The following is a 16310-nucleotide window of genomic DNA, read 5'->3' on the forward strand; positions in this document are numbered from 1 at the left end:
GCTGCCATGTCGCAAACATCAGGTAACAAAACTGTGCATGGTCGCATTCAATTGATTCGCGATGATTTTTTTCATGGCTGGGGTATTCTAAGGTCGTGGTGATTCGGATGAACGCTCCACATCGTCCGGTCGTTGTTTTTGGATAACGGGGATAGAAATGGCTCAGCCAAGCGTAGCGCGTGAACCGTCCATGGAAGAAATTCTGGCCTCCATCCGCCAGATCATCGAAAGCAATGAGCCCGGCGCCGGCAAGGCGATTTCCGCATCTCTGCCGCCGGTCTACGGCGCCGACGAGGATGACAACGGCTCCGAAATCCATCTGACGGTGGATGACACCTATGCCGGCGTGGAGTTCCCCGAACCGGCCCTGCGCTCCTCCGATCCGCGTTTCATCGCCGCCAATTCGGCCGGCACCGCCCCCGAAGCCGAAGTGCCGGCTCGCGCCCTGTCGCTTGCCGATGTCGCCGCCCGCGTGCGCGCCGCCTCCGAGCGCAGCGCCGTGCAGGCCGGTCAGGCATTGCGCGAAATTCCAAGCGGCTTCCGCCAGGCCGAACCGCAGCCGGCCCCGATGCCGGAAGCGCCGCGCGCCGCGGCACCGCAGCCACAGCCGCAGCCGGCTCAGCCTGTTTTCGAGGCTGCCGTTCAGCAGGTCGCAATTCAGCAGCCGGTCGAGGCGCCGGTGTTTGCAGAAACCCCGGCGGTTGCAGTCGCCGAGCCGGCGCCTGCCGTCGAAACGGCATTGCCGCCTTTGGAACCGACCCAGTCCTCGGCCGAGCGTTTTCTGCCGAGCCTTGCGGACGAGGTTCAGCCGACGCTGCTTTCCGAGAATGCCGGCCTGCAGATCAGCCGCTCCTTCGAGGAGCTCGCCGCCGCCATCGACGGTGCGGAGCGCCGCTCGCTGGACGAGATCGCAGAGGATATGCTGCGCCCGATGCTGCGCGAGTGGCTTGATGATAATCTGCCGACGCTGGTCGAGCGGCTGGTGCGCGAGGAAATCGAGCGCGTGGCGCGCGGCCCGCGCCGCTGATCGGATTGCTTTTTCCTGAAAAGCCGCTCTGGTCTCCGGGGCGGCTTTTTTATTGACTTGCCCGTGCCCATCCTATTTACAAACGCCACCCCTCGAACCTCGAAATTGGTCAGAAAATGCTCGACAAGACCTATGATTCTGCTGCCGTCGAACCCAAAATCGCCGCGAAATGGGATGAGGAAGACGCTTTCCGCGCCGGCGCGAACGCCAAGCCCGGGGCCGAGACCTTCACCATCGTCATCCCGCCGCCGAATGTCACCGGTTCGCTGCACATGGGCCACGCGCTCAACAACACGCTGCAGGACATCATGGTGCGCTTCGAGCGCATGCGCGGCAAGGACGTGCTCTGGCAGCCCGGCATGGACCATGCCGGCATCGCCACACAGATGGTCGTCGAGCGCAAGCTGATGGAACAGCAGCTGCCCGGCCGCCGCGAAATGGGCCGCGAGGCTTTCATCGACAAGATCTGGGAATGGAAGGCTGAATCGGGCGGGCTGATCTTCAACCAGCTGAAGCGCCTGGGCGCGTCCTGCGACTGGTCGCGTGAACGCTTCACCATGGACGAAGGCCTGTCGAAGGCCGTTCTCGAGGTTTTCGTCACGCTCTACAAGGAAGGCCTGATCTACAAGGACAAGCGCCTCGTCAATTGGGACCCCAAACTCCTGACTGCCATTTCCGATATGGAAGTCGAGCAGCACGAGGTGAAGGGCCATCTCTGGCATCTGCGCTATCCGCTCGAGCCGGGTGTCACCTATCAATATCCGATTGCCTTCGATGAAGAGGGCAAGCCGACCGAATTCGAGACGCGCGACTATATCGTCGTCGCGACGACGCGGCCGGAGACGATGCTCGGCGATACCGGCATTGCCGTGAATCCCGAAGACGAGCGTTATAAATCCATCGTCGGCAAGCATGTCATCCTGCCGATCGTCGGCCGCAAGGTTCCGATCGTCGCCGACTCCTATGCCGACCCGACGGCCGGCACGGGCGCGGTCAAGATCACGCCTGCGCATGACTTCAACGACTTCGAAGTCGGCAAGCGCGCGAAGCTGCGCGCCATCAACGTCATGAACGTCGATGCCACCATTACCATCAAGGATAACGAGGATTTCCTCGAAGGCCTCGACAATCCGGCTGCACTGCATGGTGCCTGGGACCGTCTGGAGGGCCAGGACCGTTTCTATGCCCGCAAGGTTATCGTCGAGATTTTCGAAGAGGCCGGGCTGCTCGACAAGATCGAGCCGCACAAGCATATGGTGCCGCACGGAGACCGCGGCGGCGTGCCGATCGAGCCGCGGCTGACCGAACAATGGTTTGTCGACAACAAGACTTTAGGACAGCCCGCGCTGGAATCCGTTCGCGACGGAAAAACCAGGTTCATTCCAAGGAACTGGGAAAACACCTATTTCAACTGGCTGGAGAACATCGAGCCGTGGTGCATCTCCCGCCAGCTCTGGTGGGGGCATCAGATTCCCGCCTGGTATGGCCCGGATGGCCAGGTCTTCGTCGAGCAGACCGAGGAAGAGGCGCTGCAGGCGGCGATCCAGCATTATCTCTCGCATGAGGGGCCGATGAAGGCCTATGTCGAGGACCTGCTCGAAAACTTCAAGCCGGGCGAGATTTTGACGCGGGACGAGGACGTGCTCGACACATGGTTCTCCTCCGCGCTCTGGCCGTTCTCGACGCTTGGCTGGCCTGACCAGACGCCGGAGCTCGCGCGTTATTACCCGACGAGTGTTCTGGTCACCGGTTTCGATATCATCCCGTTCTGGGTCGTTCGAATGATGCAGATGGGCCTGCATTTCATGAAGAACGAGAATGGCGATCCCGTCGAACCCTTCCACACGATCTACATTCACGCGCTGGTGCGCGACAAGAATGGGCAGAAGATGTCGAAGTCCAAGGGCAACGTCATCGATCCCCTGGAACTGATCGACGAATACGGCGCCGATGCGCTGCGCTTCACCCTGGCGATCATGGCGGCCCAGGGGCGCGACGTGAAGCTCGATCCGGCCCGCATCGCCGGCTATCGCAATTTCGGCACCAAGCTCTGGAACGCCACGCGTTTCGCCGAGATGAACGGTGTGAAGAGTGATCCGCATTTCGTGCCTGAGGCTGCCGAACTCACCATCAACCGCTGGATCCTGACCGAGCTTGCCCGTACGGAACGTGACGTTACGGAAGCGCTCGAAGCCTTCCGTTTCAACGATGCCGCCGGCGCACTCTACCGTTTCGTCTGGAACGAGGTCTGCGACTGGTATCTCGAGCTCCTGAAGCCGGTTTTCAACGGCGAGGACGAGGGCGCCAAGGCCGAGGCTCAGGCCTGCAGCGCCTATATTCTCGAAGAGATCTACAAGCTGCTGCATCCCTTCATGCCCTTCATGACCGAAGAGCTCTGGGCGCATACGGCAGGCGAGGGCAAGGAGCGCGACACATTGGTCTGCCATGCCGAATGGCCTTCGCCCTCCTATGCCGATAACGGGGCCGCCGACGAGATCAACTGGCTGATCGACCTCGTCTCCGGCATCCGCTCGGTGCGCGCCGAAATGAACGTGCCGCCGTCGGCCACAGCTCCGCTCGTCGTCGTCAAGGCCAACAACCTGACGCGCGAAAGGCTGTTCCGCCACGACGCCGCCATCAAGCGGCTTGCGCGTGTCGAGGCGATATCGCTGGCCGATGATGCGCCGAAGGGCGCTGCTCAGATCGTCGTCGACGAGGCTACCATCTGCCTGCCGCTCGGCAATCTGATTGACCTTTCCGCTGAAAAGGCCCGGCTGGAAAAGGCGATCGGCAAAATGGAAGGGGAGATCTCGCGCATCGACGGCAAGCTCTCCAACGAGAAGTTCGTCGCCAATGCCAATCCCGACGTGGTCGACGCCGAGCGCGAGCGCCTCGAGGAATTGAAGGGGCAGATCGCCAGCCTGAAGATCGCCCTCTCCAGGGTGAGCGAAGCCGGGTAAGGTTCAGCTCTCGTTTTGGTAAGCTATTTCAAAGACGCGCTCCACCAATGGGCGCGTCTTTCTCTTTTTGAGCGCGCATGATTCGGCCCTGAAAGCGGCTGATTTCAGGCGCTAAGCCTGTGGATTGTGGCCTGCCAGGCCTCCCTCGGGCGAAAACCGTCACTGTTGTCGGATTGATACAGCTTCCACAATGTGTGGAATGAAAACCCAAAACCCCATCTGAAAACCGGTCGCTCTGGAATAAAATTTTATTAACCAGATTTTTTGACGTGTCCGTCAATTTCTTTACGTAAGTTAGCCACTGGAATGCCTGGGAGTGCCGCCGTCTGGCGCGTTGCCATGTCGAGCGAACACTTACTAGAGTGGCGTCACATCAATTGCTGGAGTGGGGGAGACACAATGGCATCGCGTAGGTTTTCCAAGGGCGTAACGTCGCTCGTTCTTCTTTCGTCGCTTGCATCGCCGTCCTTCGCCGGCGGCCTGGAGCGCGGCGGCTACAACATCGATCAGCTGTTCGATACGTCGCCTTTCTCATTTCAGTCGGGGGTGACCTACGTCACGCCGCAGCGCAAGCTGAAGGACGTCCGTGATACGGAGACGTCTATATTTTCAAGCGGCAATCTGAACGGCCGTCCAGACACAGCTGACGAGACCTCGAATTACACTATCCCTTATATTGGCTTCAAAGCTGGTTTCGGCGATGCGATCGACTGCCTTGTCGACTATTCCGAGCCCTTCGGCGCGCATACCGACCCCGGTGTGAACTGGGCCGGCGCCAATAATAATATCGAGACGGAGATCAAGACCCGCAACTATGGCGGAACCTGCTCCTATCGTTTTGATATGGGTCCTGGACAGCTTCGCTTCATCGGCGGCGCCTTCTATCAGGAAGTCGAGGGCTTCAAGGAACGTCTGGTTTCCACACTTCCGCTTCTGCTCGGCACCGGCACCGGCGTCGGTCGCCTGGATATCGACGATAGCGGCTGGGGCTGGCGCGCCGGTGTCGCTTATGAGATTCCGGAATATGCGATGCGCGCGAGCCTCGTCTACAACAGCCGCGTCAAGTACGATAATCTGACCGGCACTGTTGATCTCCGTCAGGTTCCGGTCGTGCCGCTATATGGAGGCCTTGTCACACCTGTTTCCGGTTCCGCCGAAGCGCCGGATTCACTGGAGCTGAAGCTGCAAAGCGGTATCGCTCCGGATTGGCTTGCATTCGGATCGGTTAAATGGACGAATTGGAGCGTCTTGCAGTCGGTAGCATTCTGCCCCACCAACGGGTTGCCTTGCCCAGCGGGTGGTCTAACCTCACTCGATCTCTTCTATCGTGACGGCTGGACCATCTCCGGCGGCGTGGGCCACAAGTTCAACGATCAGTGGGCCGGCGCAGTGAGCCTCACGTGGGACCGCGGCACCAGTCAAGGTTATGGTGCACAGACCGACAGCTGGACGCTCGGTCTCGGCGCCGCCTACACGCCGACCGAACATATTGAATGGCGCGTCGCCGGTGCCGTGGGCGTGTTGACGAGCGGTTCGTCCGGCACATTCGAGTATAATGGCCGGACCTATGGCAACGACGTCTCCTATTCCTTTGGCAACGATCTGGTCGCAGCACTGTCGACGAGCCTAAAGGTCAAGTTCTAATTGCCGATTTGAAGAATTGACGAGCCCGGCACTGCCGGGCTCTTCTTTATTCGCGCCCGTTAATCATGCCATTTGCCGGTCCCGTTTTGTGACGATTCAGCAACACTTTTTTACGACAGTTTGCATATGATGTCCGTCGGGCGAATTTGTCCATTTCCCGCCACAAAGAGAGCGCACCGCTATTTGCAGGCGAGGTGATGGCAGACTTACGGTGCGTGTAATCAGTAGCATGGGTCGATTTTTTTCCGGTAATAACAGGTCGCGCGATACGATTGGCAACAATCGTTCGATTTCGGTCGTTTCGCTTTCCGCACAGGGCTGTTCCCTGCGTCGATGCGGTCCCGCGGTGACGCCGTCGAGCCGTTCATTGGTGTTGTTTTCGGCCCGCTCGGATGAGCATCTCGGCTTTGCCGGAGATGTCGATACCGCTTTCGTCACATTTGCTGTTTACGAATATGGTGCAGGCGGGAAGGCGGATGCCGCACCTGCCGAAAGAGTGCCACAGGGATTGCAGTCGAGCCATGCCGGGAGCCGGGTGGTTCTGAATGATGCGCTGAGAATTCGGCCTTCGAGAGAAGGCCAGTGGGCTGGATGCGACGCGGGCAAAGGAGCCATGGAGCTCGCCGCGGGATCGCTCGCCTCGACGAAATACATCCGCGGAATGCACGGCGCGAGCGCCGCTGCTTCCTGCCTGTGATGAGCGAAAGAAATCGGTTGAAATGGTGACGTCCGAATTCAAACTGTTCAAATTCATGCTGATGGGCATGTCTATGGCCGTAGGGCTGGCGCTGTCCGGCCCGGTCCGCGCATTCGACATCAAGGCCCCCGTCAGCAAGGAATCCGGACCCTTCGATCTCTTCAAGTTCGGCTTCAAAGCCTATAAGAACGGACAGAAGGAAGAGGCGGTCGAAGCCTATAAATACGCTGCCGAAAAAGGCCATACGGGCTCGCGCTGGGCGCTTGCCAACATGTATGCCGATGGCGACGGCGTGACGCAGGATGATTTCGAAGCCTTCAAGATCTACAGCGAGATCGCCCAGCAGGGTGTCGAGCCCGGCTCGGAAGATACCGGCTTCTTCGTCAACGCGCTGCTCTCGCTCGCCAACTATTACAAACACGGCATATCAGGCAGTCCGGTTCGGATCGACCTCAGCCAGGCGCGCCAGCTTTATTTTCAGGTCGCCTCCACCTTTGGCGTCCCTGAGGCGCAGTTCCAGCTGGCGCAGATGATGCTGGCCGGTGAGGGCGGTAATGCCAGCCCGCAGCAGGCGAAGAAATGGCTGAACCAGGCCCGCAAGAGCGGTCATCCCGGCGCCATGGCGGTCTTCGGCAATATACTTTTCGACGAAGGCCAGACGGCTCGCGGCCTGGCGTTGATGACCGCCGCGCTCGACCGCTGCAAGCCCAAGGATTGCAACTGGATGGAAGCACTGCAGGAACAGGCCTTCTCGGTTGCCAACGAGGCCGACCGCCGCACGGCGGTATCCCTCTCGCACAGCATCGCGACCGGCTCCGACGATTAGAGCCTAGGCCGCGAAATCGAAATAGGCGATGACCGGCACGTGGTCGGACGGCTTTTCCCAGGCCCGCACATGTTTTTCGATCGCAGCGGATGTCATCCGGTCGGCGGCCTCAGGCGATAGCAGCAGGTGATCGATGCGGATGCCGTTGTTCTTCGGCCAGGCGCCGGCCTGATAGTCCCAGAAGGAATAGAACTGCGTCGCATCCGTCGTCGCGCGCACCGCATCCGTCAGCCCGAGATTTTCGAGCCGGCGGAACGCCTCCCGCGTCTGCGGCAGAAACAGCGCATCACTTTCCCAGACCTTGGGATCGAAGCAGTCGTGCGGTTCCGGGATGACATTGTAGTCGCCGGCAAGCACCAGCATCTCTTCATAGGCCAGCCGCTCGGCGGCAAACGCCCGCAGGCGCTCCATCCAGGCGAGCTTGTAGGGATATTTCTCCGTGTCGACAGGATTGCCGTTCGGCAGGTAGATGCAGCCGACGCGCAGAATGCGAGTGTCGGGCAGCGTGAATACGGCTTCGAGGAAACGCGACTGTTCGTCTAGCGGATCGCCGGGCAGGCCGCGGTTCACTTCGGACGGCGAAGTCTTGGAGAGGATTGCCACGCCATTGAAGCCCTTTTGGCCGTGTGTTTCGACGTGATAGCCGAGCGCCTCGATCTCCAGCCTTGGAAAACCTTCGTCGACCGTCTTGATCTCCTGCAGGCAGACGATATCCGGATCGGAATCCTTGAGCCATTGCGTGAGATTGTCGATGCGCGCTTTGACGCCGTTGATGTTCCAGGTCGCGATCTTCATGGCTCTGTCCCGTTCATGACGACATGCATAAAAACAAAGAGCTAAAGCGTGCTGCATGAATCAGCGTCGATGCGGTGCGCTTTAGAGCAATTCCAGCAAAAGTGTGCAGCGGTTTTGCGTCCGGAAGTGCGTTAAAACAAAGAGATAGAGCATTTTCGCGATTCGAAGAAAAACGAAAATGTTCTAGTGGGCTTCTTGTATCGCGGTATTTCGCCAGGGGACAAGACGATAAACCGGCCGGAAGCAGTTCTTCGGCCGGTTCGATGGGGACAATGCCTTAGGTTCAGATCGAGAAGCTGGTGCCGCAGCCGCAGCTTGCCACTGCGTTCGGGTTCTTAATCTGGAAGGATTGACCAAGCAGATTGTCGACGAAATCGATCTCCGAACCCGCCATGTAGACGAGCGAAAGGCTGTCGATCAGCACCTTGGCATTGTTCTTTTCGACGATGATGTCGTCGTCGCCAGCGCTGTCGGCAAGATCGAACTTGTAGGAAAAGCCCGAACAGCCGCCGCCTTCGACGGAGACGCGCAACGCGCTCTTGCCGGCCTCGGCGCCGACGATCGCAGCGATACGCTTTGCTGCGGCATCTGAAAGGGTTACACTCGTATCCGTCATGTTTCCTCCTGCCGGGGTCAAGATCCGGAGAGAATGGGTTTTTGCACTTGAATGTTCAAATGCCTGATATCAAACAAACTTATCATGATCCTCGAAAAAAGGCCATGATGCGCCGAGGTGGTTGAGAAAGCGCCTCTTTGCCGTTTCTTCGGGCTATAGGTATGAAGAGCGCAAAGCGGCGTCAATGGGCAGATGCGGCAACATGCAGGATGACGGTGACGAATGACGATCGACAGGCGTGCTTTAGGTTTCGGCAGCAGCGAAAGGGCGGTCTATGCGGCAGACCCCTGGACGAGCCGCGGGCGGCTCTATCAGGAGGATGAGAGCCCGACGCGCTCCGATTTCCAGCGCGATCGCGACCGCATCGTCCACACCACCGCCTTTCGCCGGCTCAAGCACAAGACCCAGGTCTTCATCGCCCAGGACGGCGATCACTACCGCACCCGGCTGACGCACACGATCGAGGTGGCGCAGATCGCCCGCGCACTCGCCCGCGCCCTGAAGCTCGACGAGGATCTGGCCGAGGGCGTGGCGTTGGTGCATGATTTCGGCCACACGCCGTTCGGTCATACCGGCGAGGACGCGCTGCACGAGGTGCTGCTGCCCTATGGCGGCTTCGACCACAATGCCCAATCGCTGCGCATCGTGACCAAGCTGGAGCGGCGTTATGCCGAATTCGACGGCATCAACTTGACATGGGAAAGCCTCGAAGGTCTGGTCAAGCACAATGGTCCGCTGCTGACGCCGGATGGTGTGGGCACGCGCGGCCCCGTGCCGCAGCCGATCCTCGATTATTGCGAACTGCACGATCTCGAGCTTGCAACCTATGCCAGCCTCGAGGCGCAGGTGGCGGCGATCGCCGACGACATCGCCTATAACACCCACGATATCGACGACGGGCTGCGCTCCGGCTACCTGACGTTCGACATGCTGGAGGAAATCCCGTTCCTTGCCGGGCTGATGGCCGAGGTGAGGGCGCGATACCCGCATCTGGAGCCGAGCCGCTTCACCCATGAGATCATGCGGCGGCAGATCACTCGTATGGTCGAAGACGTGATCGACGTCGCGCAGGAGCGCCTTTTGCTGCTGCGCCCCGAGAGCGCCGCCGACATCCGCGCTGCCGACGGGGTCATCGCCACCTTCTCCGAGGCGATGGCCGAGACCGACAGACAGATCAAGGCGATGCTGTTCAAACGCATCTACCGCAATCCCGATATCATGCGCATCCGCGCCGGGGCTGCCCAGATCGTCACCGATCTCTTTTCCGCCTACATGGCCAATCCCAAGGAGATGCAGAGCCACTACTGGGTCGATCATATCGCCGGCCTCGCCGATGCGCCGAAGGCCCGTCATGTCGGCGATTACCTCGCCGGCATGACCGACACCTATGCGATCAGCGCCCACAGGCGATTGTTTGACCACACTCCGGATTTGCGATAGGCAGCGGTCGCCCCGCCAAGGGCTCGATTTGAGCCTTTGGCACAGCCTATGCATGGAAGAGTGCTATGAACCTTTTTACCGACTTCGAAGCCAGGATCAAAACCGCCCTTGAACAGATCGATCTGGTCAGGGAAAAGCGATCCGAGCTCGATTTCGGCCGCATTGCCGTCGAGCCGCCGCGTGACGCGAGCCATGGCGACGTCGCAACCAATGCCGCGATGGTGCTGGCAAAGCCGCTCGGAACCAATCCCCGCGCGCTGGCCGACATCATCATCGCCAAGCTCAGGGAGGATGCCGACGTCGCCGATGTTTCGGTCGCCGGTCCCGGTTTCATCAATATCCGTCTCTCTGTTGGCTACTGGCAGCGTCTGCTCGCCGCGATGATCGGCGCCGGCACCGATTACGGCCGCTCGACGCTGGGTGAGGGCCGGAAGGTCAACGTCGAATATGTCTCGGCCAATCCGACCGGGCCGATGCATGTCGGCCACTGCCGCGGCGCCGTCGTCGGCGACGCGCTCGCCAACCTGCTCGCCTTTGCCGGCTACGGCGTCGAGAAGGAATATTATATCAACGATGCCGGCTCGCAGATCGACGTGCTCGCCCGTTCCGTCTTCCTGCGCTATCGCGAAGCGCTCGGCGAAAGGATCGGCGAAATTCCCTCGGGTCTCTATCCGGGCGACTATCTCGTGCCGGTCGGCCAGTCGCTTGCTGCCGACTATGGCGTGCGGCTGCACAACATGCCGGAAGACCAATGGATGCCGATCGTCAAGGACCGCACCATCGATGCGATGATGGTGATGATCCGCGAAGACCTGGCGGCGCTCAACGTCCATCACGATATCTTCTTCTCCGAGCGCACCCTGCATGCCAATGGCGCGGCCTCGATCCGCACGGCGATCAACGACCTGACCTTCAAGGGCTATGTCTATAAGGGCACCTTGCCGCCGCCGAAGGGCCAGTTGCCTGAGGACTGGGAAGACCGCGAACAGACCTTGTTCCGCTCGACCGAAGTCGGTGATGATATGGACCGGCCGCTGATCAAGTCGGACGGCTCCTACACCTACTTCGCCGCCGACGTCGCCTATTTCAAGAACAAGTTCGATCGCGGTTTCGACGAGATGATCTATGTGCTCGGCGCCGACCATGGCGGCTACGTCAAGCGCCTGGAGGCGGTTGCACGCGGCGTTTCGGATGGTAAGGCGAAGCTGACGGTGCTGCTCTGCCAGCTCGTCAAGCTCTATCGCAACGGCGAGCCGGTGAAGATGTCGAAACGCTCGGGCGATTTCGTCACGCTTCGGGAGGTCGTCGAGGAAGTCGGCCGTGATTCGGTCCGTTTCATGATGCTTTACCGTAAGAATTCCGAGCCGCTCGACTTCGATTTCGCCAAAGTGACGGAACAGTCGAAAGATAATCCGGTTTTTTACGTGCAGTATGCGCATGCCCGCTGCATGTCGGTCTTTCGGCAGGCGAGGGAAGCTTTCGGCGACCTCGATGTTTCGCCCGGGGAACTCGCGCAAACCGTTGCAGGCATTGGCGATCCGGCCGAATTGCAGCTCGTCGCCAAGCTCGCCGAATTCCCGCGAATCGTCGAGGCGGCGGCCCAGTCGCAGGAGCCGCATCGCGTCGCTTTTTACCTCTACGACCTCGCAAGTTCGTTCCATGCGCACTGGAACAAAGGTAAAGATCAGCCGGAATTACGATTTGTTAATGATAAAAACCGAGAATCAAGTATTGCCAGACTTGGGCTGGTGTACGCCGTCGCGTCGGTTTTGAAGTCGGGACTTGCCATTACAGGCACTGCCGCACCGGACGAAATGCGATAACGTCACCATTTACCCACAATGCGCTGGCATCTCAGAGTTGGCGTTTGCGAGTGGGATAGGCATGGCTGATAAACAACTTGCGTATGATACGCGCGGAAAAGACGATCTGTTTGCCGACGATGATCCGTTGGCCGAACTTGCCCGTATCGTCGGTTTCGAGCCGCGCGTTGCAGCAAATACGGTAACCGAAACACGGCACGAGCCCGCCCTCGATCTCGAGGACGAGCTTGGGCGCGAGTTCGACCGTTACGATTCGCCCCGCCCGCTCGCCGAGCTCGACCGCCCCGCCGAGCCGATCTCCGATGACGACACGCCTGAAGATTACATCGAGCCGGTTCTCGATGCGTCTCCGACCGTCGAGAGGGCCGAAGTGCCCGAACCGGTTTCCGTCGCCTCCGTCGAGGTCGAGGAAGAAGCTGCGCCGGCCGCAGGCAACTGGGATGCGCCCGCCGACGACGAGGCGGCTTGGCCGCAGCAGCTTTCCGTCGAGCCCGCTTCCGCGGCGCCGGTGCAATCGGCCTTCGGCGGTGCCCGTGATCTGATCGAGGAGCTTGAGCTGTCGATCGGTTCTGCTCCAGTCTCCTCGCTGCCACAGCCCGCCAAGGCGCCGCAATGGTCGGCCGCCAGCATCAGGTTGCCGCTTGCCAATTTCCACGCCGCCAAACGCGAGGAAGCCGTTGTTCCGCCGGAGCCTGTGCCCGAACCGGTCGCAGCAGCGCCGGCGGCTGAAGCGCCATTTGCCGATCTTGTCGCGGCCGAGCCGCAGCCGGTGGTCGAGCAGTCCGCCCCCGTCGAGCAAGTGGCCCCGGTCGTCACCGTCGAGCCATCGGAGGAATTCGAATCCGCATCTCCGTCGCTTGGCTTCCCCGCCGAGCTCGATCGCCATGACGAGGTGATCGCCTCGGAAGAGATTGCCGAGGCCGAAGACTTCGTCGAAATCGAAGACGAACTCGAAGATTTCAGGTCCGACGCCGGTTTCGACCTCATCGCGGCCGCCGTTGAAGGCGAGATCCAGGCCGATGCGGCGCTGACCGAGGTCGTGCCTGAAGTTCCGCACACTGCCGGCACGTTCGATCTGGACGATCTGCTTGCCGACGTCTCGCGTTATCCGGTGCCGCAACGGCCCAATCCGGCGCCGGTTTCACCGCAGGCCGCATCGATCGAGGCCGCTGCCGTTGCTGCCGCCCCAATTGCCGTCGCCCCTGTGGCCGCCGCATTTGCCCAGCCGCAAGTGATCGCGCCGGCACCGCTCGGCTCCGTTCTGCCTGCTTCGGCCGAGCCGGCGCCGGTCTATGCCGCCGAAGCCACAAGCCCGGTTGCGCCGCAGCCCGCCGAGGTCATCGCACCCCAGCCGGCCGCCATGGCATATTCGCGAGCGCCGCAGCCTGTGCCGGAAGCCGACGACCCCTTCGCCGGCCATGATTTCGAGCTGGATCTTGCCGGCATCGAGCTGGAACTCGCCGATCTCGATTTCTCCGAGTCCGCGCTGGCGCCGGCTGAGCCCGCGCCGCAGCCGGAGCCGCCGGTCCGTGCCCCTCAGCCGGTCGCTGCAGTCTCTCCTCCGCCCGCCGCCGGTTTTTCGCCTGAGCCGCAAAATCCGACTTTCCAGCAGCCGGCTTCTGCCGCTGCACGGCCTGCTCCGGCCTTCGTTGAGCCCCAGGCTCCAACTCCGGCTCCGGCCTTCAATTGGGGGCCTGCCGCCGAATCGACCGAAGATCTGCCGTTTGATCCGGCGATGATCTCCGATCCGGAGGATCGTCCCGAGACGGTCGACGACATGCACGTGCCGACGCTGCCGCCGGTCGAGCAGCCCGCACCGGTCGCGAAAACACAGGATTTCGATTTCGATCTCGACGCCGAGATCGCCAGCTTCTTTGAACCGGCCAAGCCGCGGGAAACCCCGGCGCCGGTTCGCGATACCGCTGCCGCCGCGGCAAAGCCGGTCAAGCCGACCATCGCCGACGGCCTCGACGATTTCGAACGGGCGCTGGAAGAAGATTTCCGCCGCAGCGTGCGCGAGCCGGTCGAGCGCCGCGAGACCTCCGAGGTCCGCATCGAATCGGCAAGCCAGGCGGCCGATTTCAGCCGCGCCCGGTCGATGCGCCGGCTGCTGGCCGGAGCCGTCGTGCTCGTGGTCTTCGCCGGCGTCGGTTACGGTGTCTATTCCTCCGTCTGGAACGGCGAGGGGCTCGGCATTGTTGCGTCCGGCGAGCCGCGCGTGATCGCTGCCGACAAGGAGCCGGTCAAGGTCGTTCCGGAAAATCCCGGCGGCAAAACCGTGCCGAACCAGGACAAGGCCGTCTACGATCGTGTGGCCGGCTCTGCCGAGGAGCCGAAGCAGAAGGCGCTGGTTTCTTCCGACGAGGCGCCGGTCGATGTTGTCCAGCGCACGCTGACACCGGAAGCGCTGCCTGAGGACGACGAGAACGCCAATAACGGCGATCAGGTCACGCCGACCGCAGTCGGTGAGACGGAAGACCCGCGTCTGCTGCCGAACGAGAGCAGCGCCGACAACGCCGCCGCCAGCGATGCCGATAAGACGCCATCGGTTTCGCCGCGCAAGGTGCGCACGATGATCGTCAAGCCTGACGGCACGCTGGTCGCCCGCGAGGAACCGGCGCCTGTCGACCAGCCGGCTGCCCCGGTGACATCGTCTGCCCCGGCGACGCAGTCTGCACAGGCCACTCAGCCGGTGCCGGCCTTGACCGCCCCGTCCGCACAATCGGCTTCGCCGGTGCCGCCTGTGGGTGGAACGGCCGCAAGCTTCCCGGCGAGCGCCGAGGTTGCCTCGGCCGATGCCCGCTCCGCAGCGCCTGCCGAAACTGCGCCGGCAAAGCCGCCGCTTGCAGCCGATGCGCAGGCCGCAAATCCCGCCCCCGTCGATGCGCCGGTGCGCCCGGTCAAGACCACGGCGGTCGGCGATACGGCTCCGGTTCCGATCGCGCGCCCGGCCGACCAGCCCGTCAACGTTGTCGGCACGGTGACCGAAAAGGGCAACGTTCGCGCTCCCGCACAGCAGCCGAAGCCTGCCCAGCAGCCGAAGACGACGGAGGTTGCTGCTGCAGCACCGGCGACCGCCCAGCCGCAGCAGGTCGCCTCCGCCGGCGGCTACGGCATCCAGATCGCCTCGCTGCCGTCGCAGGACGAGGCGAACAAATCCTATGCCAACCTGTCGAAGAAATTCGCCGGTGTGCTTGGTGGCCGCGCTCATGAAATCCGCAGGGCCGATATTGCCGGCAAGGGCACCTTCTACCGTGTCCGTATTCCGGCCGGTTCCAAGGACGAGGCCGCAGCGCTCTGCGAACAGTATCGCGCGGCGGGCGGAAGCTGCCTGATCTCCAAGTAACATTGGGGTTTCAATGAAATAACAAGAGCGGCGGGCCGGATCGGTCCGCCGCTCTTTTTTGTGCATCGCGCCTGTGCTTGCTCGCATTTGGCCGGGCGCCGTCTATGATTCTGATATGACCGAATCAAAAGCGATGATCCTTGGCTGCAGCGGCCTTGCCCTCACATCCGAAGAGAAAGCCTTCTACCGGGGTGAACGGCCCTGGGGCTTCATCCTCTTCGGGCGCAACATCTCCGAAGCAGGGCAGATTGCCGACCTTGTCGCCGAATTGCGCGACAGCGTCGGCTGGCATGCGCCGGTGCTGATCGACCAGGAGGGCGGCCGCGTCCAGCGCATCCGTGCGCCGGTTTTCTCACGTTATCCCTCAGGTCAGGCGCTCGGCGACCTTTATCGCCGCGACCCGGCGCTCGGTCTGCGCGCCGCCTGGGCAATGTCGCGGCTGCACGCCTTCGATCTTTCGAGCCTCGGCATCGATGTCGATTGTCTGCCGGTGCTCGATGTGCCGGTCGAGGGCAGCAGCAGCGTCATCGGCGACCGCGCCTATGGTGGTGATCCCCAAACCGTCATCGCCATGGGCCGGGCGGCTGCCGAAGGGCTGAAGGCCGGCGGCCTGCTGCCGGTGATGAAACATATGCCCGGACACGGCCGCGGCTTTGCGGACTCACATCTGGAACTGCCTGTCGTCACCGTTTCGCGCGACGAGTTGGAAGCTCATGATTTCCCGCCCTTCATCGCGATGAAGGACGAACTGATGGCGATGACCTGCCACGTCGTCTTCACATCAATCGACCCGGACAATCCGGCGACGACCTCGCGCAAGGTGATCGACGGCGTCATCCGCAAGCATATCGGCTTTACCGGTCTGCTGCTCTCCGACGACAGTTCGATGAACGCTCTTTCCGGCACGATCGGCGAACGTGCGGCGAATATCATTGCAGGCGGATGCGATATCGTGCTGCATTGCAATGGCCATATGGACGAGATGATGGATGTCGTGGCAAATGTTCCACCGCTCGCCGGTCAATCGCTTGCCCGCGCAAAGGCGGTGGAAGCAGGTTTTGCCGCGCCGGATGCCGCCGATGAGGCGGAATTGCGGGCGGAATTCGAGGCTATGTTTGCGATCGTGTGATCGCAGA

10 protein-coding genes are annotated in these 16310 nt (G+C 61.5%); 8 read left to right on the forward strand and 2 right to left on the reverse strand.

What is annotated here, in order from left to right; all coding sequences use genetic code 11:
* The first annotated feature begins 157 nt into the window (after positions 1–157).
* The 4 genes from RLEG4DRAFT_RS18325 to exoR all read left to right on the forward strand — a co-directional run bounded on the left by RLEG4DRAFT_RS18325 (position 158) and on the right by exoR (position 7154).
* Entirely contained in the window at positions 158–1027 is an 870-nt protein-coding gene (locus RLEG4DRAFT_RS18325) for a PopZ family protein (protein ID WP_003578869.1), read from the forward strand.
* 116 nt (positions 1028–1143) lie between these two features.
* Complete coding sequence (locus RLEG4DRAFT_RS18330; protein ID WP_003578870.1) at positions 1144–3987, forward strand: valine--tRNA ligase; 2844 nt, start codon at positions 1144–1146, stop codon at positions 3985–3987.
* Positions 3988–4386: 399 nt separating this feature from the next.
* On the forward strand, positions 4387–5631 hold the full coding sequence (locus RLEG4DRAFT_RS18335; RefSeq protein WP_003578872.1) for an OmpP1/FadL family transporter: 1245 nt from the start codon (positions 4387–4389) through the stop codon (positions 5629–5631).
* 719 nt (positions 5632–6350) lie between these two features.
* Positions 6351–7154: an exopolysaccharide production regulator ExoR gene (exoR, locus tag RLEG4DRAFT_RS18345; protein ID WP_003578874.1), complete on the forward strand. Its 804-nt coding sequence runs from the start codon at positions 6351–6353 to the stop codon at positions 7152–7154.
* 3 nt (positions 7155–7157) lie between these two features.
* Here the strand turns inward: exoR and xth are convergent, their stop codons facing one another.
* Together xth and erpA are read right to left on the reverse strand one after the other, a co-directional pair.
* Complete coding sequence (gene xth, locus RLEG4DRAFT_RS18350; RefSeq protein ID WP_003578876.1) at positions 7158–7949, reverse strand: exodeoxyribonuclease III; 792 nt, start codon at positions 7947–7949, stop codon at positions 7158–7160.
* 283 nt (positions 7950–8232) lie between these two features.
* Positions 8233–8565: an iron-sulfur cluster insertion protein ErpA gene (gene erpA / locus RLEG4DRAFT_RS18355; RefSeq protein ID WP_003578878.1), complete on the reverse strand. Its 333-nt coding sequence runs from the start codon at positions 8563–8565 to the stop codon at positions 8233–8235.
* A 222-nt stretch (positions 8566–8787) separates the two neighbouring features.
* Between erpA and RLEG4DRAFT_RS18360 the strand changes: the two genes are divergently transcribed.
* The 4 genes from RLEG4DRAFT_RS18360 to nagZ all read left to right on the forward strand — a co-directional run bounded on the left by RLEG4DRAFT_RS18360 (position 8788) and on the right by nagZ (position 16303).
* Complete coding sequence (locus RLEG4DRAFT_RS18360) at positions 8788–10005, forward strand: deoxyguanosinetriphosphate triphosphohydrolase (protein ID WP_003578879.1); 1218 nt, start codon at positions 8788–8790, stop codon at positions 10003–10005.
* 65 nt (positions 10006–10070) lie between these two features.
* A complete protein-coding gene (gene argS / locus RLEG4DRAFT_RS18365; RefSeq protein ID WP_003578880.1) occupies positions 10071–11828 on the forward strand; it encodes an arginine--tRNA ligase in 1758 nt (585 codons plus the stop codon).
* Between the two features lie 61 nt (positions 11829–11889).
* Positions 11890–15174, forward strand: a complete 3285-nt coding sequence (locus tag RLEG4DRAFT_RS18370) for an SPOR domain-containing protein (protein WP_003578881.1) — start codon at positions 11890–11892, stop codon at positions 15172–15174.
* A 115-nt stretch (positions 15175–15289) separates the two neighbouring features.
* A complete protein-coding gene (gene nagZ, locus RLEG4DRAFT_RS18375; RefSeq protein ID WP_003578882.1) occupies positions 15290–16303 on the forward strand; it encodes a beta-N-acetylhexosaminidase in 1014 nt (337 codons plus the stop codon).
* Positions 16304–16310 lie beyond the last annotated feature (7 nt).

The organism is Rhizobium leguminosarum bv. trifolii WSM2297 (assembly GCF_000271845.1).